The 20,219-nt window shown below is 54.9% G+C and carries 15 protein-coding genes; 2 read left to right on the forward strand and 13 right to left on the reverse strand.

The window, feature by feature from the left end; genetic code table 11:
- The first annotated feature begins 33 nt into the window (after nt 1–33).
- The gene (locus SPI05_RS01610) at nt 34–930 is read left to right on the forward strand and encodes an aldo/keto reductase (RefSeq protein WP_321075537.1); all 897 of its coding nucleotides are present in this window, start codon (nt 34–36) and stop codon (nt 928–930) included.
- A 45-nt stretch (nt 931–975) separates the two neighbouring features.
- On the opposite strand, the gene SPI05_RS01615 is transcribed toward SPI05_RS01610, so the two are convergent.
- The 8 genes from SPI05_RS01615 to SPI05_RS01650 form a co-directional block, all read right to left on the reverse strand.
- The gene (locus SPI05_RS01615) at nt 976–2,226 is read right to left on the reverse strand and encodes an AAA family ATPase (protein ID WP_321075539.1); all 1,251 of its coding nucleotides are present in this window, start codon (nt 2,224–2,226) and stop codon (nt 976–978) included.
- Nucleotides 2,227–2,509: 283 nt separating this feature from the next.
- Complete coding sequence (locus SPI05_RS01620) at nt 2,510–2,917, reverse strand: type II toxin-antitoxin system VapC family toxin (protein WP_321075541.1); 408 nt, start codon at nt 2,915–2,917, stop codon at nt 2,510–2,512.
- Nucleotides 2,917–3,192: a type II toxin-antitoxin system prevent-host-death family antitoxin gene (locus SPI05_RS01625; protein WP_321075543.1), complete on the reverse strand. Its 276-nt coding sequence runs from the start codon at nt 3,190–3,192 to the stop codon at nt 2,917–2,919. Before SPI05_RS01625 ends, SPI05_RS01620 begins: the two co-directional genes overlap by 1 nt.
- 173 nt (nt 3,193–3,365) lie before the next feature.
- Entirely contained in the window at nt 3,366–4,004 is a 639-nt protein-coding gene (locus SPI05_RS01630) for a hypothetical protein (RefSeq protein WP_321075544.1), read from the reverse strand.
- Between the two features lie 107 nt (nt 4,005–4,111).
- Nucleotides 4,112–7,399 carry an isoleucine--tRNA ligase gene (gene ileS / locus SPI05_RS01635; RefSeq protein WP_321075546.1) on the reverse strand — a complete coding sequence of 1,096 codons (3,288 nt, stop codon included), beginning with the start codon at nt 7,397–7,399 and terminating at the stop codon, nt 4,112–4,114.
- Nucleotides 7,400–7,745: 346 nt separating this feature from the next.
- Nucleotides 7,746–8,360, reverse strand: coding sequence for a carbohydrate ABC transporter permease (locus tag SPI05_RS01640; RefSeq protein ID WP_321075599.1), 615 nt, complete (start codon nt 8,358–8,360; stop codon nt 7,746–7,748).
- A gap of 253 nt (nt 8,361–8,613) precedes the next feature.
- Nucleotides 8,614–9,369, reverse strand: coding sequence for a sugar ABC transporter permease (locus tag SPI05_RS01645; protein WP_321075549.1), 756 nt, complete (start codon nt 9,367–9,369; stop codon nt 8,614–8,616).
- 290 nt (nt 9,370–9,659) lie between these two features.
- Entirely contained in the window at nt 9,660–10,814 is a 1,155-nt protein-coding gene (locus tag SPI05_RS01650) for a sugar ABC transporter substrate-binding protein (RefSeq protein ID WP_321075550.1), read from the reverse strand.
- Between the two features lie 391 nt (nt 10,815–11,205).
- Between SPI05_RS01650 and SPI05_RS01655 the strand changes: the two genes are divergently transcribed.
- A complete protein-coding gene (locus tag SPI05_RS01655) occupies nt 11,206–11,598 on the forward strand; it encodes an MmcQ/YjbR family DNA-binding protein (RefSeq protein ID WP_321075551.1) in 393 nt (130 codons plus the stop codon).
- Between the two features lie 123 nt (nt 11,599–11,721).
- Here SPI05_RS01655 and SPI05_RS01660 read toward each other — a convergent pair whose 3' ends face one another.
- From SPI05_RS01660 to tgt, 5 genes are all read right to left on the reverse strand, one after another.
- Nucleotides 11,722–13,827: a neutral/alkaline non-lysosomal ceramidase N-terminal domain-containing protein gene (locus SPI05_RS01660; protein ID WP_321075553.1), complete on the reverse strand. Its 2,106-nt coding sequence runs from the start codon at nt 13,825–13,827 to the stop codon at nt 11,722–11,724.
- Nucleotides 13,828–14,096: 269 nt separating this feature from the next.
- Entirely contained in the window at nt 14,097–15,980 is a 1,884-nt protein-coding gene (locus SPI05_RS01665) for an ABC transporter ATP-binding protein (RefSeq protein WP_321075554.1), read from the reverse strand.
- Nucleotides 15,977–17,695, reverse strand: coding sequence for an ABC transporter ATP-binding protein/permease (locus SPI05_RS01670; protein ID WP_321075556.1), 1,719 nt, complete (start codon nt 17,693–17,695; stop codon nt 15,977–15,979). The genes SPI05_RS01665 and SPI05_RS01670 overlap by 4 nt, the downstream gene beginning before the upstream one ends.
- The gene (locus SPI05_RS01675; RefSeq protein WP_321075558.1) at nt 17,692–18,810 is read right to left on the reverse strand and encodes a GuaB3 family IMP dehydrogenase-related protein; all 1,119 of its coding nucleotides are present in this window, start codon (nt 18,808–18,810) and stop codon (nt 17,692–17,694) included. Before SPI05_RS01675 ends, SPI05_RS01670 begins: the two co-directional genes overlap by 4 nt.
- 84 nt (nt 18,811–18,894) lie before the next feature.
- On the reverse strand, nt 18,895–20,208 hold the full coding sequence (gene tgt / locus SPI05_RS01680; RefSeq protein WP_321075560.1) for a tRNA guanosine(34) transglycosylase Tgt: 1,314 nt from the start codon (nt 20,206–20,208) through the stop codon (nt 18,895–18,897).
- Between the last annotated feature and the right edge of the window lie 11 nt (nt 20,209–20,219).

Below are 20,219 nucleotides of genomic sequence, written 5' to 3' on the forward strand. Positions count from 1 at the left end.
TTCGGGCGGCCCCGCCGCCAGAATGGAGGAAAAATGACGCAGTCACAAGCTATAGTGGACAGTTTTGGGGTTCCGTTGCTTCCCCTCGGAGTCGGGAACGATGAGTCAGGCTCTCCGGTGGCGAAAATTCCACAGCTGGGTTTCGGCACTTATAAAATTGCTCCCGAAAATGCCCAAGAAATCGTGGAAAACGCTGTGGAAGTGGGGTATCGGCACATTGATACCGCCCAAATGTATGGCAACGAAGCGGAAGTTGGCGCGGCCCTGCAGGCAACGGGAATCGCGCGCAGCGAGTTCTTCTTAACCACTAAACTGAACAATCCCCATCACGAGCCCGATGTCGCCCGCCGTACTTTCGCCGAATCCCTGCAGCGTCTGCAAACTGATTACGTGGATTTGTTCCTCATTCACTGGCCGATGCCCGAGGCTTACAGCGGGGACTACCCCGGTTTGTGGCGGGTGTTGCAGGAGTTCGTGGCTGATGGGCGAGCCCGTCACGTGGGGGTGTCGAACTTTGAAGTCTCGCATCTGCAGCGACTGCAATCTGAGACGGGGATTTTTCCGCAGGTCAACCAGGTTGAAGTGCACCCGTGGTTTGCCAATAACGCGGTGCGGGAATTCACCAAAGCGCATGGCGGGGTGATTGAGGCTTGGTCTCCCCTGGCGCGAGGCCGGTTCTTTGACACCCCGGTTTTGATTGAGACCGCCAAACGCCTGGGGCGGACCCCGGCTCAAGTCGTGTTGCGTTGGGCTTTGGAGCGAGGCGACGTGGTCATCCCAAAGTCGAATCATGTTGAGCGGATGCGGGAAAACTTTGCCGTGCTAGAGTTTGCACTAGATGCACCCGCGCGAGCAGCTCTCGATAATTTAGATCGGGGCGAGGCGGGCCGCACTGGATCGCACCCCGACCACGTAAACGGCACGAAATAAACGCTTCCTGGGATTTTGACTGGATTCACCAGCGTGTTGCGGTCATCAATCCCGCGTCTCGCGGTACTTGTGAATCTGGCCTTCACCGGTAACGCCATCGATAGCGTAAACCGAGAGCCAGCCGTCCTTTTCCACCCCAGATTCGAGGTCGATAACCCCGGGGTTCACAAAGTTTTCCCGACTTTCGTTGCGATGCCCGTGCAGTTGGACGATTTCATGGTCCCCCATTTCGGGGAAGTTCTTAAACTCATAGCGCCGCCGGTAGGTGTTGGCGCGTGTCCCGACCCCGAAAATAAAGTAATCATCAGGTAAATCGCAGTAGCCGGTGCGGCGAATTTCTCTGATGGTTTCGGGATATACCCCTCCGTGGGATACAAAAAATTCGCGTATTCCCTGGCGTTTGTCGGACCCAGTGTTCACGCCCGCGGCGTCGGAAGCCGCTGGTGTGGCTGGCGTCCCTCCGACGCGGAAGTCATAGAACGGCACGGTGGAACGATACCAGTCTTCGAGTTGTTGGCGGGTTGCGCCAGCTGTCAGTAATTGTTTGACTGATTCTTCGGTGGCGCTCTTGGTGCCTCGTCCTTTCAAGGCGTTCAAAAGGGATTTCTCGTGGTTTCCGGTGATGACCACATTGTCTACGGAGCGCAGGATTTTCCAGACTTTTCCGGCATCAGGACCGCGGTCAAACAGGTCGCCCACGAAAATCCACTTGGCGTCCGGAGTGCCCAGTTCCGCCACGGCCTGTTCTAAGGCGTCTCCGCAGGATTGCACATCACCCACCACTCGTACCGGGCGATTACCCAGGTCAACCTGGCAAGTTTTAAAACAATCCAGCATCTGCGCCGGGGTGATGGTCTGGGGCGGGGGAACCGAGTCGAAACGATTCAAAAAAGCCTCAATGTCGGGAATCCGGTCTCCCCCGCGCTTGAGGTTGCGGGACAGCAATTCCTCGCGGCTGACCTGGGTGAAGTCCACCGCTAACACGTCGTAGCCGTGCGAATCCGCCAGTGCTTCCCACTGTGAACGTGAGCGAGGCGAAGCATTGACAGCATCAATAATGACCGGAGAGCCCAGGAACATCAGATTATCGGCTTGCTCCTGGACGATACGGCGGGTTAAACGCTGCAGATGTTCCCCAGCGATTAACACATTTTCCCCATCGAGAGAGGGGATATAGCGGGAAAACATCCGGCGCACTTCATCAGCATTGACGGAAAATTCTTGGAGCTTATGATCCTGCACAAACGTCGTTTTGCCGGCCCCCTGTGGGCCGTAAAGTATAAAAAGTTTGCGCATCTCTCCGCCACTTTCGCGTGTTTACGCCTCGTTCTCTCGGGATTTTAGACAGAATGCCGGAATTCCTCTGACCCCGGCCTCCACCTAGATGAGGCTCCTCTTACCTTTATTTCTATCAGATTCTCAGCATTTTTTACAAACTTTTAACTTACCCAGGTTGAGATTTATATTGCTCTTGCTTTAATTTGAAATTTTCTTTAGCTTTTTATTTCTGTTGTTCCTCACGACTGTTTGCGCCAAGCTACACATTCTCGCTGATAAACCCGCTTGAAACCACGCGAATTCAGTCGTTACTCACCAGCCCGGGGGCAAAAGAGCGGATACCTAGCTCTCTTGCGGCGTTAGACATCCTCTCGTCGTAAGTCAGCAATCCCTCTAGGCCGTCCCCCAACACCAGAGCGGTTGCCAGGTGAATAGCATCGAGACTGCGCACATTGCTGGGTTCCAACAGGCCTGCGGCATTACATATTGCGGGACTGATGGCAATCAAGGAAATTGCGGAGATGATGGATCGGGCTTGTAATCTGGCATTTTCACCGAGCTTGCCCGCCACCCGCATCAATTCCACTCTCACTAAATCTGAACAGTACACTTGCGAATCATGTTCCAGCATCCACACGTTAAAAGCATCGCTTTCGGGTTCTTTGTGTAGGGCTTTAGCCAGCCCGGAGGTGTCCACGTAGTAGGCCATCAATATCGCTCCGATTCGCGCATTTGTCGCAAAATATCGGTCGGGGCTGGTGCTGTTTCACTCGATTCAGGCACTGCGGGTACATCCTGCCAAGAACGCAGCGCCGGACGTACCAATCCGGCGTCTTTCATCTGTTCGAGGGGGCTAGTTTGCAAAGCCACGATTTTGGCAATGGGACGTCGTCGATCCGTAACCACGACGCTTTCTCCGTCCTGGACCTGTTTCAGGACTTGAGACGCATTTTGTCCAAGTTCGCGCAATCCTACCGTCACCATGTTCTACATGATAGAACATTCTCCGAATCATCGCAATAGTGCTGACGCGGTTAGTTTACATACGCGGTAACAGAAGCAACGCGAATTGATACCTTGCAGACAGACTCAGTACGGCAGCACTACAGAGGGCTCAGCGTCGAGGGACTAAGAAGCGTGAAACTAAAGCAGTAACTTCATCGGAATAAAACCCGCATTCCGCGCACAGGCAGCATGTAATTATCTGAACTGTTACACATAGTTAAACAAGTAATATCCAAATCTCTAATATATTTATCAGCTATTTCTTTATATTCCGGAGGTGATTTTGGGTTGAAATTATTATCTTGAAATGTCATCTCATCAAAGGTATCGTCGGACGATATATACTCCAAACTGAAGACATTGTGATAGTTGGTGATTTTCATATGAATATCGCCTTTTTCGCGGGAAACATACCCATCTGATATATACCTGTAATCCGTGATTAATGTTACAAAGTAAATGTTACTTAGATAGCGCCGACATGATACCTTTATCGAGGAATCTAGCGAGTCAAACTTAGTGTCAAAATAGCTCTTTTGGCGATTAAAAACAGCCTTTCGGGCTAGCAGCTTACTGCTCGTTTCTGCGGAGACTGAATCAAACTGTTTCATTATTACGTCAGAATTGTAAAATGAATATAGATAGTTATCTGCTACTATCTTACCCACAATTTCAATGCGCAATTCGGTAGGCCTGCTAGACGGAGTTGAGCCCTGAATATACGATTCTGGCGAAGCAAGCATAGATAGGCTACATACCCCAGCCAGCAGAACCGTAATTATCCGCCACATGATAATATTTTATCATGTGCAACGCCATGTGGTATAGGTGCGATTAATCTCTATACCCCCGCAGCCTATCGCTGCCCGTTGGGCTACTCATTCTAAGGCCAGATGTACTAGCTGTGCTTTGAAACCGTGACATCTAGCTGTGCCCCCTCAATCTCACGGATTTCCACTCCTAGTGACAGCGTTTCCGTAGCAATCAACTCACGGTGGTTCTGCACCCAAGCCACACAATCTGCCGGCACTCCCAGCGTCAGGTCAATCCGGTCAGCCACATCCAGACCCGCGTTCTTGCGAGCGTCTTGCACCGCGCGAATCGCATCGCGGGCGTAGCCCTCCGCTTCCAGCTCCTCGGTAACTTCCGTGTCCAGCACCACAAAAGTGCCGCTATCCAGCACATCGGCAACGGTTCCCGGCTCGGCTGCAACCTTTGTCACCAGCCCGAACTGTTCACCCGTGAGGCGCACCGGCTCTCCACCGAGTTCCACCCCGTCGAACACCACAGCGTCACCGTCCAAGCGCCACTGACCGGTCTTTTGCGCCTGGAACAACCCAGAAGTGAGTTTGCGCACCTCGGGGGCAAAAGCCTTGGGGTTGAGCGTCAGTTCCTGGCTCGATTGCAATCCGGACTCGGTAACGCTGAGCACCTCCACGGACTTGACGTTGACCTCGGAGGCAATGAGCGCTGTGTAGTCACGCATGGCCTCCGGATTCGCCGCGACCACCTGGAGGCGGCTCAGCGGCAAACGCACCCGCAGGTTAGCGCCCTTGCGCAAGGCGTGGGCGCAGGACACCACGTCGCGCACCTCGTTCATAGCGTCCACGAGCGCGCCATCGTACACAGCATCGTCCCAGTCCGGGTAGTCCATCAGGTGTACGGAACGTCCACCGGTCAGCCCCCGCCAGATTTCTTCTGAAATCAAAGGCAGCAGCGGAGCCATCGCCCGCATCAGCGCCTCTAGCACGGTGTAGAGCACGTCAAAGGCAGCCGGGTCCTCGTCCCAAAAACGCTGGCGGGAAATGCGAATGTACCAGTTGTTCAACACCTCGGTGAACTGGCGGACGTGTTCGCAAGCCTCCGGAATGTGGAAGGTATCCAACTCCGTACGCAAATCGTGGAACAGCTGGCGCGCGGCGGACAGCAGATAACGGTCCATCATCGGCAGCGCGTTGACGCTCGCGGCATCATCCACGTCCACGGGCTTTGCCTCGTAGCCCGCGCCCTGCTGACAGGTGCCGGCATAGAGGGTAAAGAAATAGTAGGCGTTCCACACCGGCAGAATCGTTTGCCGCACCGTGTCGCGAATACCCTTATCGGTCACAATCAGGTTGCCCCCGCTGACCACTGGAGAACTCATCAGGAACCAACGCATCGCGTCCGCACCGTACTTGTCGAAAACCTCGTTAACATCCGGGTAGTTGCGCAGAGATTTACTCATCTTGCGCCCGTCATCACCCAGGACGATACCGTGCGAGATACAGTTCAAAAACGCCGGCCGGTCAAACAGCGCGGTCGCCAAAACGTGCAAGGTATAGAACCAGCCACGGGTCTGACCGATGTACTCCACGATGAAGTCACCGGGGTAATGCGTCTCGAACCATTCCCGGTTTTCAAAGGGATAGTGGACCTGGGCGTAAGGCATGGAGCCGGATTCGAACCAGCAGTCCAATACTTCCGGGACGCGGCGCATCGTGGACTTTCCGCTGGGATCATCTGGATTCGGGCGGGTCAACTCATCGATGAAAGGACGGTGGAGGTTATCAATCTTGACCCCAAAATCCCGTTCCAGTTCCGCAAAAGAACCGTAGACGTCAATGCGCGGATAAGCGGGATTATCCGACTTCCATACTGGAATCGGGGAACCCCAGAAACGGTTGCGCGAAATCGACCAGTCGCGCGCCCCGGCCAGCCAGTTGCCAAAGATACCGTTCTTGGTATGTTCCGGCGTCCAGGTGATTTGCTGATTCAACTCCACCATGCGGTCGCGGAACTCAGTAACGCGCACGAACCACGAGGACACTGCCTTGTAGATGAGCGGTTGGCGGCAACGCCAGCAGTGCGGGTAGGAGTGCTCGTAAGAGGCGACCTTCACCAGGCAGGGACGCTGGCGCGCCTCACGGGTCGCCACCGGGCCGGTTTCGTCGCGCAGGTCGGCGATGATGTAGCGGTTTGCCTCAAAAACGTTCTTTCCCGCGTAATCTGGGACTTCCGCGGTGATGACTCCGTTTCCGTCTACCGGCATGACCACTCCGATTTGGTGGGTAGCGCAAACGTTCATGTCGTCCTCGCCAAAGGCCGGGGCGAGGTGCACCAGTCCGGTGCCGTCCTCGGTGGACACGAAGTCGGCGCCGATGATAGTCCATGCTTTCGACCCCGGTCCCACGTGTCCGGGCTGGTCTGCCGTACCATCGGCGATGGCGGCGGCTTTGGCATCTTCAAAGTAATCAAAAATGGGATAGTACTCCAGGCCAACCAGTTCAGAGCCTTTGAAAGGTGCGGAAACAGCCGGGTTTTCCCCAAGTTCTTTTTCATAAGCCGCCAAGCGAGCCTGGGCCAGGATGACGGTTTGTCCCTGCAGCTCCCCCTGGGTCGGCGTGACGCGCACGTAGTCGATGTCCTCCCCGACGGCGACCGCTAGGTTGCTGGGCAGCGTCCACGGGGTTGTGGTCCAAATCAGCACCATCTCGTCGGTGTCGCGCAGGCGCATTCCTACTGTGACTGTTTGGTCGGTGCGGTTTTGGTAGATGTCGTCGTCCATCTTTAGTTCGTGGTTCGACAGGGGGGTACCGTCGTGCCAGCAGTACGGCAGCACCTTAAAGCCTTCGTAGATGAGCCCCTTGTCGTACAGGGTCTTAAACGCCCAAATGACCGATTCCATAAAGGTGGGGTCGAGGGTCTTGTAGTCGTTTTCAAAGTCGACCCATCGTGCTTGGCGCGTCACATATTCTTCCCACTCTTTGGTATATTTCAGCACCGACTCACGACAGGCCTGGTTAAAGGCCTCAATCCCCATTCCGCCCGGGCCTTCGATTTGTTCCTTGTCCTCGATGCCGAGAATGCGTTCCGCCTCCAGTTCGGCGGGCAAACCGTGAGTGTCCCACCCGAAGCGCCGCTCTACGCGGTGACCCCGCATGGTCTGGTAACGCCCCACGATGTCTTTTACATAGCCGGTCAAAAGGTGGCCATAGTGCGGCAAGCCGTTGGCAAAGGGCGGACCATCGTAGAACACGAACTCGTTGCTACCGTCCTGGCCGGCCTGACGGGCATCTACAGAAGCCTGGAAAGTATGATCCGCAGCCCAAAATGCCAGGGTTTCAGTTTCTTGGCTGGGAAAATTCGGGCTGGCGTCCAAGGAAGTATCCCGGTGTTTGGGGTAGAACCCGCGTTTTTTCTCGCTCATTGTCGTCCTTATCGCGAATCGTTCATTCACGAGGACGCCTGCGACATTCTGTCGGCGGGCGCGGTACCACCTCGCTTGCTCACGTGGTCCCGCAAAAGTCTGGGTGCCGACCAATCGGTGCGGCCAGACTATTGAGTTGGCCAAGTGAGCCGCTCAATATGGCTGTAACGGGCCTGCCCGTCGGAGTCTAGTGAGTCGCGTGCATGGCACGTAACCGTTCTTTCCGAAGCTCCCCGGCGATACCCGAACTCAACAGTCCAGACCGGTTCAACGCGGATTCCACTCTATCCAGTTTTTACTCTGGACTCAAACAAGGTGACTGGGCAATATGCGCTAGGTGATCACCTCATCCTTTCACTGCCCCCATCGCCATACCTTGCACAAAGTCCTTTTGCACTATCAGTGTCAGAATTATCACGGGTATCAACGTCACTAACGAAGTAGCCGACATTGGTCCCCATGCCAGCCCGCGATCGGTGATAAAACCAGCGATGACCACGGGCAAAGTTTTCAAGTTTTTAATGGTGAGAATTACTGCAAAGAGGAACTCGTTCCAGGTAGCGGTAAAGGTGAGGATTGCCGAGGCAATCAAACCCGGTTTCACGATTGGTAACACCACCCGAAAGAACCGGTTGAAAAAGTTTGCCCCATCCAGAATCGCCGACTCCTCAATCTCATAAGGGACTTGCTGGAAAAATCCCATCATCAACCAGATGACCAACGGCAGGTTGAAACTGATATTCATGATGATTAAACCAGTGAGGGTATCTATGAGGCGAAGTTGACGCATGACTAGATAAACAGGAATGGCGGTGGATATGGCGGGATACATTTTTTGCACCATAAACCACACTCCAAAGAAATGCCTGGTTTTCCTGCCTAAAGCTCCCCGTTGCAGGGCAAAAGCCGCCATTGAGCCTACGATTAAGGTCACGATGGTGGTAACGGTCGAAACCACCATTGAATTCACCAGGTTATCCCACAACTGGTTTTGCTGAAATACTTCAATGAAACTCTCGAAAGTAAAACGTGTGGGTAACAGGATTGGCGGATCCGCTAGGTAGTCCTGTTCCAATTTGAATGCTGATATCGCCAACCAATACAGCGGGAACAACACCCCCACCATACTGAAAATAATCAGAATCCATTTCGTTGGTCGCCCAGCAAAAACGCTGAGCACATAATCTGGAGTAGCTTGATTACGCTTCGATTTTTTACCATACGTTTTCCTCCTCCTTACGACGCAAGCGCAGGAAGAACAAAGTAACCAGAGTCATAGTCACCACAAATACGATAGCCAGGGCTGCCGCATAACCTGCGTCATAGTATTTCAAGCCTTGTTTATAGATAAAGTTCGGGAGCATTTCGGTAGCAGTGCCGGGTCCTCCGTTAGTCATCACATAAATCGTGTCAAAAACTTTAAAGGCATCCGTAAAGCGCATCATGACAATAATGACCAGAACCGGACGAATCAATGGCAAAACGATGTGCCAAAACACTTGCCTGGGTGTGGCGCCGTCGATTAGGGCGGCTTGAATCAAGTCCCCCGGCAGGGCTTTCAGACCAGCTACGGCAATGACCGTGACCCACGGAACCAATTGCCACACATTGACCATCACCACTGCGATTTTTGCGGTCAGGGGGTTAGCCAACCATTGGATCGTATCAACGCCGAAGAAGCTCAGGAAATAGTTGATAATTCCGGTTGAGGGATCCAGCATCATGCGCCAGAGGGTACCAATGGCTACCGGAGCCATAATCATGGGAATCATGAGGACGGTGATGGAAACTCGAGACCACCAGGTGTCTGAACATAACACCATCGCCACCATCAAACCAACGACGACCTCTATCGCCACCGAAACAAATGCAAATCCTATGGTATTTAGGGTACTGACTTGCAACAGGTCGTCACTGAGCATTTTTGCATAATTCGCCAATCCCACAAATTTCGGTTCTTGATTAGGCAAATTGAGCTTCAACTTATAGAAACTCAAATACAGTGAGTACGCGAGTGGAAACAAGGCGGTAATTGCTAGAAATATCAGTGCAGGGCTCAAAAATAGCCAGCTTGATATCCTGTCTGCCAAGCTATCTTTATGGTGCTTCATGAATTGAACAATCCTTTCCAAACTGCGCAGTTTTGGTCATAGAACTCTTGATAGCAACCTGAGAGGTTCAGTCATTACTCGGGGCGTGGCTTTCGACAGATTGTTCAGGGGGCAATCTCGCAAAGCCACGCCCACAGGCAATGGTGCGGTTAATGGTTCAGGTTCTTTATGCCTTCTTCGGGTGGATTATTCTCTAGGGCATCTTTCAAGGCTTTATCCAGCTGCTTCACTGCGTCTTCCAGTTTTGTCTGGTCTGATAGATAGGAACCGACAATAGTGTTCATCATTGAATCAGCTTCGACGGAAGCGGGGATGCGCCACCACATGTTTGCGGTGTCCAAAGCGGTACGAACAGGAGCCTGAGCTGCCATTTTTTCTTGTTCCCAAAATGCTTTTCGTGGAGAGAGAATGTTGAATTCGTCATAGAATTTGTTTTGCATTTCCGCACTGGTGTACATCTTTACCCATTCCCAAGCTAAGTCTTTTTTCTCAGAGGCTTGCGGAATAGCCACATCCCAGGCGGATAGCAAAGTAATTCCGGTTTTGCCTTTCGGGATTACATCCAGCGCCCATTTCCCGGCAATCTTTGATTTTTCTGGGTTATCTGCATTTTGGACAACGCCCAGGGACGGCCAGGTTTCGCATACGGCTGCTTTGCCGTCCAGGAAGGCTTTGATGGATTCGTCCACACCCCAGGACAGGTTTGCTGGATCCGAGTATTCCTTAAGTGCATAGAGGTGTTTTAAAGCTTCGCGGGTCTCGGGCGAGTCAATAGTGACGTTCCAATCTTTGTCTGCCCAATTACCCCCCATCGACCACAGCACGTAATCAAACACTCCGCCGAGCTGACCACTCTGTTCCGACACGGTAACACCATAGACTCCATTGGCGGGATCATTCACTTTTGCTAAGGCTGCGCGGTATTCTTCCCAGGTGTCGGGAATTCCCTCTGGCAACAAATCAGTGCGGTAGGCAAATGTTTGGGGAGTGGAGGCGTTGGGTATGCCGGTAATTGTGCCTTGCCAGTTCCCCGCGTTCGCCAAGACGTTATCAATCCAGACATCCATGTCATAGTTGTCTCTATCGATGTATTCTTGGAGGGGTTCCAGGAACGGGGCAAACTCACCGTCCCACTGGCTGGCAACATCTATAACATCATATGACCCGGTACCAGAAGTCAAGTCCAGTAACGCTTTTTCATGCAATGTCAGATAGGGAAAATCAACAACTTCGACTTTTGCTCCCGTGGCTTTTTCAAATTCGGGAACCATAGCTCTGGCGGCGTCAGCGTAAACGCCAGACATGTACAGGACAGTCAGTTCCTGACCGGCAAATCCATCACTGGCACCTGTGGTGGATGAATCGTTAGAGCAGGCAGTTAGAGCGCCCCCCCCCCGACCAATGCCAGGCTCAGCATCATAGTTGCAAGTTTTTTCATGTTATTGTGCTCCTTTGCTCAATTGCAGCCGGATATAGCCGACCTCACTGCGGTGTTACCAAGGTTTTTTCAATACAGGTGATGAATTGAGATTTGTGTTTCAACTCGATAGTCAAAAGCAGCTTGGCACACTTCTCTCACGAATCAGACAGACCCACAAAACCTGTGAAAACGCTACAGTTTAGAGTGAACATTCTGCCAGACAAACATCTGGGCAAGTCAGTAGGAAGTCAGACAGCCAGCCACAAGGGGAACGTATGAAAGCCGAGGAATTGTGGGATCAGGCTCGGGCGGTGGCTCTGGAGCTGCCCGGCGCTGAGCCGTGGGTGTATTCCCCGCAGTGGGAGGCCGTAAAAGTGTGCGGGAAGTGGTTCGTGGTGATGGTGGAAGTCCACGACACCCCGGTCGTGAACCTGGCCGTGTTGCCAGAGGACGGCTTGGCGCTGACCCAGCGCTATGCGGAAATCACTCCCGGCTGGCACATGAACAAACACCGCTGGATTAGCGTGTACCCCGGCGCGGAAGTAGACCCGGAACTGTTGAAAGTGCTGGTTCAGGAATCTTACCTGAACGTGGTATCACGTCTGCCGGTCAAGTCCCGCCCGCATCTGCCCGATTCCCTGCGACACTGGCCCAGTTCGGAGGCCTAGCCCCGCCCAGCGCCTCCGGTTGCACCACCAACTTTGCTGATTCCTCACATTGACCAAACCATAAAGTCCGGGCAGCCGGCGGAAACCAGCTGCCCGGACCAGCGGGAGTAATTTCCGTTAGTCCTAGTTCACTGTGAACGGGTTAGATATCCCCTCGTAGGGGATAATCCGGTGATTCCAGCCGTTCTTCCAGTCGCCGTCCTGCACTAACCGGTAGGTTCCGGCCGGGGTGCCCTGGCGAATCCGCCACTCGACGGTGGTGCGAGAATAACTGGTGCCTTCACGTTCCCACCGGTAACTGGTGTCCCAGTCACGGTCCGTCAAGTAATCTTGCCAAGTCCCGTCCTCGGTCTGACGCTGCACCTTGAGGAAGGTCCCGCCCACGCGCAAGTTGTTCTTGGGGTGCGCTCCACGGAACACCGCTTTCGCGGTTTCTCCCGGTTGGTACTGTTCGAGGGGCTGAATCAGCACTTGGCCAAACTGTTGACGCCACGGCTTGTCGTCCAGTACAACCCCGGCTCGGTTGGTCTTTCCTCGCGTGCTGACCTTCGGCCAAGCATCGTTGCTGACCTCAGTGCCGTCAACCATAGCCCGCGCCAAGCCGTCCACCTCTTGCTGCAGGGCGGCCAGCTCGTAAGGACCAAACTCGGTGGAAGCGCCCTCGTAATGCTGAGCAGCGTACTCTTCACGAGTGGAAACATAACCGGCGTAATCGTTCGTAGCCCCCGACAGGATGACCTTCTCCACACCGAGCGGTGCCAAAATCTGTTCCACGGATTCACGCAGGTGACGCACACCCATCGTCCCCATCTCGGTGGGAACCCCGATGATTGCCACATTGCCAATCCGCAGCAACTGTACCGGCACCACGGTCGAAGCCCAGCCCCACTTGCCATCGGGAAGCAAAACCGGCTTTTCAGCCTGGCACGGATCATTGCCCGTCCAAGAAATCGAGGCAAACGCGAAACGCACCAAGCCGCCCAAATCGGATTGATCGACCTTGTTGATTAAATCGCGAACTGAAAAACTATCCTTGGTCATGCCTTCATAGATTCCAGGAATTCCCGAGGGGCCGTTTTCGCCGCCCGCAGCAAATGAATATCCACGAGCTGGGATACACAGTTTCTGATCCCCGGCGCCTTCCGTGTAAGCCGCATCAACGACATAGTTCTTAAACTGGACGTAACGTCCCCGAGAGTCAACAGCGCCTTTAACTGTGTCACCCGGGCTATTCCATAGCTGCCAAGACGCGTCGAACTGTTCCTGACCATGCTTTTCAGCGTTGTAGTAATCGTCAGAGGTTCCCATGAATTCCGGGGTGGAGGACGAGTTGCCCGCCACGGGAACCATATCTCCTGTACCCGAAGCGGGAAAGGCCGCCACAAAAGTCTTGTCCTGATTCGGATCAGTGCCGAACTTTTGTTCATACAGATATTGGGCATACCCCTTGGAGTCCCCGGAATACAAATCCCAATGCATCGGGAAAGACGTGGCGTGAGTTGAGAACCAGTTGAATACGCCAAGTTTCTCACCGGCGGCGGAAGTAAACTCCAGCTGATCCATCGTCGTTTCTACCGAGTCGTCGTATTTGCTAACGTCATCGTTTTGCAGGTACGCCGCCAGAGAGCGGTTACGCGTGATGCCGTGGACATTGGTGCGCTTCATCTCGATGGTTCCGGGTTCGAGGTTGTTGTGCGCCCGCGAAATCGCGTTGACGATGCCGTCTACAGTAATATCCAGCACCTGTTGACTGAACCCGTGCAGAGTTTTGTCCTCCGCAGCGATTTCATAGAGTTTGTCGGTGGAAGCTCCCGCCGGTGCCACGTGGGTGTGGGTGATGCCAATCATCACGTTACCCTCATCGTACAAGCCGGGATACATTGCTTCCAGCTTGTCCAAAACCTGCGTCCGCACCGCGTTGAAAGTGCCGCCGGTGTCAACGCTGACATAAACCACCCGCTTGCCGGTAGTCTGATCCGCGACGATAAAGGCGTGGGCATACACACGTTGCTGCAGGCCTTTCATCTCTTGGTGCGAGGCGTAGCCGAAAGCGCCGTTTTCCGCAATAGCACCGGTCACATCGGAGATACCGGTGCCTATCAGATAATTACTTTCGGATGCGCTAGCCTCCGGTGTCAGTCCGGACACGCCTACCAGGCTGGCTCCGACCAGCGCCACTGCCCCGGTAAAGGTCATGGCTAGCCGCTTAAATCGTTGTGTTTTTTTCATGTTGTTTCCTGCTCTGCGTTGAGTTGAAGTTGGCATGGTCAGCGAAGAACACCGACAATACCTAGCATACACTGGAAATTATCTGGATTTTTTCAGAGTTCTTTCATAATAGCTTAAGAAATCGATGATATTTCGCCCTCGTATAGGCAAATTGTTCAAAAATTAAGTTAAATAAACTCTCAAAACTGCCCCGGTTTGTCAGTCCAATAATTCCCCCCACCCCTGCCAACCGGGAGCGGACGGCAAGTCTGGACTTGCCGTTTCAGCTTTTATTGGCCCCGCAGGCGGCACAACGCCGAATCTCGGTTCGCCAGGAGCTCCTCGGGTTTTCCCTGTTCCACAATGTGGCCCAAATCAAGCACCGCTACCCAATCGGCTCGGGCAATCTGATCCAGGTTGTGCGTAATCTCCAAAACGGTGGGTCGCGGTGTGAGGCCGAGCAGATTGTTGTTGATGCGGGTAGCTAAAGGTGCAGGCAGGTGCGCCGTATGCTCGTCTAAGATGAGGATTGGGGATTGGCGCAGGAGGGCACGAGCCAGGGAAAGCCGCTGACGTTGTCCCCCACTGAGGGCTGCCCCTCGTGAAGACACGCGATATTGCAGTCCCCCCGGCATTGCTTTCACTTCCGCGTCCATTCCTACCATCGCCAAAGCCCGCCACAGTTGGCTTTCACTGGCGTGTGGGCTGGCCAGACGCAAGTTTTCCGCGATGGTCATATCGAAAATTGTTGACTCGGCGCTGACTAGAGACACCGCTTTGCGTAGGGACGCGAGGCGATATTCGCGCAGATCGCGCCCGTCCAGGAGGACAGTTCCCGCTTCGGGATCGTAAAAACGCAGCAGGAGTCGTGCCAGGGTTGACTTTCCGCCACCTGTCGCCCCTACCAGGGCGGTCCACAAGCCCGGCGCTAACTTGAGGTTGACTTGTTCGATAGTCCCCGTTGCCCTGTCCAACCGTGGAGCCGCGTTGGTGGGTTCGGGATAGCGAAAGCTAACCTGGCTAAATTCCACGGCCAACGGGGTGGTTTGCCGCACATTTTCCTGCCCCTCAAGTAACTCCAGTCCGGCGTGAGTCAACTGGTAGACACGTCGCGCCGCAGCCAGAGAAGTATTCAGTTCGGTTCCGAAATCCACTACGGCTTTAAATCCGTCCCAGCAGCGCAGAACTGCAAAGAGTATTGCTATCCAGGTGGCCATTTCCAGCGAGCCTGACTGATAGAGTGCGCCGCCCACCGCCAGCAGAATCAGTACCGCAGCCATTCGCCACGCGGAGAGGAACGCGCCGCGGAATGCTGACTTGTTGGTCTCACGTAGGCTGGCTCGAACCAGTTCCTCGCCTAACCTGTCACTGCCGGCGAGACGCCCTTCGCACAGACCGTATCCCACGACTTCCGCCAACCCTCCCAGCGAATCCGTGACGTCTGCGGCCACACGGCCGCGAGCTGCGAGTTTATTGCGCGCGGCCATGCGTCCAGAAGATATACCATACCAAGGTATCATAAGTCCTACAATGAGAATTCCCCCCACGGCTATGCCAAATTGCCAGGGTGCGACTGCAAAAGTCACCGCGGTAACAATACCGGGAACCAGGAATGCCGTTATCGCGGGTGCAAAAGTGTGGGCAAAGAATACTTCGATACGATCTATATCCTTCGTGAGCCGCGCCAAGAGGTCTCCGCTATGATTATTGGTCACTATGGCGGGAGCTTGGGGATAAATGTCACGGTAGGCTTGGGTCCGCAACAGTTCCAAGGCCTTGAAGGCAACCAAGTGACCCCAGTATTGTTCCAGGTAGCGAGCTAAACCTTTCAGAAGCGCGGTCCCCGCCATCACTGTCAACAGTCCCCCCACATTGGCGGACACGCTGCGGACACAACCGCAGTCCAGATTGCTCATCACCAGGTTCGCAACCAATACTGCCGGTATGGCGAACAGGACTATGCCCAGGATTTGATCGACCAGCCTGGCAAGGGTGGAAGCGGCTACCGGTCTCAACACTGTGCGAGTCGAGGAGAGCAGCCAGCTGATAACTGTCCGCAGCCCCGCTGCGGCTGGTGTGGAAGGACGCGTTGCGGACGAGGAACTGTCCTGGCCCTCCGCCGAGAGAGACGGCGCAACGTTCTTTGAGTCTGATGCGTTGCTCGATGGTGTCACCGTTCCACCAGCTTTCCGTTCTCGACCAGTAAGACGCGGTCTGCTAGCGCGGTCAGAGCCCCGCGGTGTGACACCATGATGAGTGTATAGTCACGCCCCAGGGCTTGGAGGGCCTCCAAGATTTTTCGTTCGGAATTCAGATCAACTTGGGAGGTCGCTTCATCCAGCAACAAAATTTTTCGACCGCTCCCAAGGGCCCGCGCCAAGCTGAGACGCTGTTTCTGTCCGCTCGAAAGGCCTATGCCGTTCTCACCCAAGGCAGTGTCCAGTCCCAGCGGCATCTGTTGGATTTCGGGGTCAAGATGGGCCGCGCGCAAAACATCCCATAATTCGGTATCAGATGCCTGCGGGGCTGCCATCTGAAGGTTTTCCCGCACGGTGCCGGTAAACAGCCAGGTATTTTGACTAACTAACGCCGAGCGCTGCGCCAAGTCAGCGGTATTACCGGCGACCTCTACCCGGCCCTCACTTGGAGTCAAAAATCCCTTCATTACGTTCAATAAGGTAGTTTTGCCCTGTCCAGAATCCCCCACAATCGCCACACGTTCGCCGGAAGGCACTCTGAGGTTCACCCCCTGGAGGACCTGCTGATTCCCGTAGCGAACACTGACATTTTCCAGATACACCGCGGGAATCTCAGCATCTACCGCGGGAACGTCCTCACCCGTAACAACAGCATCACCGTGAAGAGCAACGGAGGCATCCTCGCAGCTCGCAGCCGAATGGCTGGCCCGCGAGTGCATGAATCCTAAGATGGCCCGCCCGGCGCCCCGTCCGCCCATCGCTATATAGAAAAATGCCCCGAAATGGTCAATCGGTTCCAGCAGCAACATCGCCAAGCCCAGCGCCGTCACCACTTTGCCCAAGGTCATCTCCCCGAGAGACACCAGGTACATTGACAGGGCGGCCACAGACGTGATGACGAACAGCGAAAACACTGCATCGAGTACAAAAATAATGACTTGATTGGAACGTAGCAGGCTCATGGTGGCTCGCCGATTATCTTCGCCGACTGTCTCCAGTTTGTCCCCCATCCGGTCCGCTGCCCCCAGTAGCTGCAGGGTTGTGAGTCCCTGCAATACTTCCAGGTAGTTTGCCGCTAAAGCCGCCCGGGCCCGTGCGGATTTCGCCGAGGAACGCCGAAAGAGCTTTTGGAACAGCCACACCGTTCCGGCTGCCAACGGCAGGCACAACACCAGCAACAGCGCCAGGAAAGGGTGCACAAAAATCCCCATTGCCGCCACTATCAGCACTGGCGCGCTGAAAGAGCCTTGGACCTGGGGCACGAATCCTTGCCGATACCGGGTAAACTTTTCGGCTGACTCGGTTGCTAACGCCACGACTTTTCCGGCGCTTTCCTGATTCATTCGCGCGGGACCAACGCGAAAACTCTGGGTCAAAAGAGCTTGTCGGACATGGTTTTCCTCACGTATCTGAGACCGCGTCGAACGCCGCGACAACGAAAAGTTTGCCCCAAAGACCAAGACGATACCCGCAATCGCACTAACCCAATAGATAGTGGCAGGAAAGGACCATTCGGGGTGTAGGTAAGAGTCCAGAATCTGCCCCGCCGCGACAAAAACCGTAATCAGGCCAAGCGTCATGAGCCAAAACAGCCCCAGCACCACGCGATTCGCGCGGCGCCCCGCAGCGGTTTGTAGCGCTGCAAACTGGGGTTTACCTGGCTTTTTTGGGACTGCGTGAGGGGTGCTCAATAGCTGGTGACCACTTCGACTCGCTGGAGTTCCTTAACATCGGTGTAACCCGTCGTGGCCATCGTCCGGCGCAGGGCTCCCATCATATTAAGGGTTCCTTCGGCGTTGTCGGCAGGACCGAACATAACCTGTTCCATGGTGCCAACAGTGCCAACTTTGACCCGAGAACCGCGCGGCAAGGTGGAGTGGTGCGCCTCACTGCCCCAGTGCCAACCGTGTCCGGGCGCCTCGGAAGCCCTGGCCAGGGCACTGCCCAACATGACCGCATCAGCCCCGCAAGCGATGGCTTTCACCACGTCTCCCGCAAAGCCGATGCCACCGTCAGCGATAACGTGGACATACCTGCCACCGGATTCATCCAAGAAATCCCGCCGTGCCGCCGCTACATCCGCTACCGCCGTCGCCATCGGCACGTGAATCCCCATGGTGCGGCGAGTGGTGGAGGCGGCTCCCCCGCCGAATCCCACCAGCACTCCAGCCGCGCCGGTACGCATCAGGTGCAGCGCTCCGGTATAGGTGGCGACACCTCCGACGATGACCGGAATGTCCACCTGATGCACGAATTGCTTGAGATTCAGCGGTTCTGCTTGGGAGGAAACATGATCCGCGGACACGGTAGAACCGCGTACCACGAACAGATCAAGCTCTGAATCCGCCACATGTTCCCACAATTTTTGGGTGCCGGCCGGGCTCATAGCTCCGGCCACGATGACGTCAGCAGCTTTGATTTCTTCCAACCTGGCCCGCATTAACTCCGGCTTGATGGGCTCGTTGTAAATTTCCTGCAGCTTAGCGGTAGCTTTCGCTCCGACTTCGTCAAGTTCTGCCAGTTCTTCGTATAGGGGCAGAGGGTCAACGTATCGGGTCCACAGCCCCTCCAAGTCCAGGACCCCGACTCCGCCCATTTTTCCCAAGGCGATGGCATTTTGCGGGCTCATCACCGAATCCATCGGCGCACCCATGACCGGAACTTTCATATAATATGCGTCAAATTGCCAAGCCAGCGAGACATCGCGAGGATCTCGCGTGCGGCGAGAGGGCACCACCGCGATTTGATCGAAAGAATAGGCTCGACGACCCCGCTTACCGCGCCCAATCTGGACTTCTTCATTCATGGATTCAGCCTACCAAAATGCACCTCGAACGGGAGATGCTTGCAGCGCCAGAGACCAGTTCCCGGCGTTGCCCTGCCACAACAATTACTCCCGCCCCAGCTGGCTTAACGTTCGGTGTTTAAAGTCCCGATAAGCATCCTCACCAGCGATAATAGCCTGACGGATGCTGTGGACCAGGTGAACGGTGTAGTACTCGTTGTGGATGGTCAGCAGTGTCGAAGCCAGCATTTCCTTGGCCTTCAGCAGGTGGTGGAGGTAGGCGCGAGTGTAGTTTGTGCAGGTATAGCAGCCGCAGCCCTCCTGGAGAGGGCCAAAGTCCTCTCGGAAAGCTGCCCGCGCCACATTCGTCCTGCCGGTAGGCAAATACGCTGCTCCGGTGCGGGCAACGCGAGACGGAGAGACGCAGTCGAAGGTATCAGCTCCGTTTTCAATGCCGGCAAAGAAATCTTCGGGTTCTGAGATTCCCAGCAGGTGACGCGGGCGGTCCTCGGGTAGCTCTTGACACACCCAGGAACAAATCACGCCGAGATTTTCCTTTTCCAAGGCGCCTCCGATGCCAAATCCGTCAAAGCGACGCCCCGAGATTTCCATTCCCCCGAGGTCGTGTGCGGCGCGGCGGCGCAAATCCTCCCATTGCGCTCCTTGGATAACTCCGAACAGCATCTGGTAAGACTTGTCGGCACGTTCCGCGGTGAGCCGTTCGTGTTCCGCCAGACAGCGCTCTGCCCATTTTCGGGTACGTTCCAGGGAAACTACCTGGTAGTCGTAGGAATGCAGCAGGGAGGTCAACTCATCGAAAGCGAAAATAATATCGGCGCCCAGGTGGTGCTGAATCTGCATTGAGATTTCCGGGGTAAACCGATGTTTGGTTCCATCCAGGTGTGAGCGAAAATTAACGCCGTCGTCATCAACCCGCGCTAAGCCGGGGTGAGCTTGGCGTTTATCTGGAGGCGACAGTTCAGCGGCTTCTTCGGCCTGTTCCAAAAGTTTTCGTTTGTCCCCGGAACGTTCGTGGTTGCCGTGATCGCGCGAGGCACTACGCTCCCGAGCCGAGGCGGCGAATTCTTGACTGAGGACTTTCTTGTATCCTGCGCCCAAACTGAGGACTTGGAATCCGCCAGAATCGGTGAAAGTTGGCCCATCCCAGTGCATAAAAGCCCCCAGGCCACCGGCCCTATCGACGAGTTCCGGACCTGGCTGCAGATAGAGGTGGTAAGCGTTAGCCAGCACCGCCGCCGCACCAAGTTCCCGAATCATCTCGGGGACGAGCGCCTTCACCGTCGCTTTTGTACCGACCGGTATAAAAGCAGGGGTGGGAATGTCTCCGTGGGGAGTATGGATAACCCCCGCTCGCCCCAGATGACCCAGACGCGCTACAATCTCAAAATTTTCATTCACCCAATCATCAC

This window comes from Mobiluncus sp., assembly GCF_034180645.1.
Lineage (GTDB): Bacteria > Actinomycetota > Actinomycetes > Actinomycetales > Actinomycetaceae > Mobiluncus.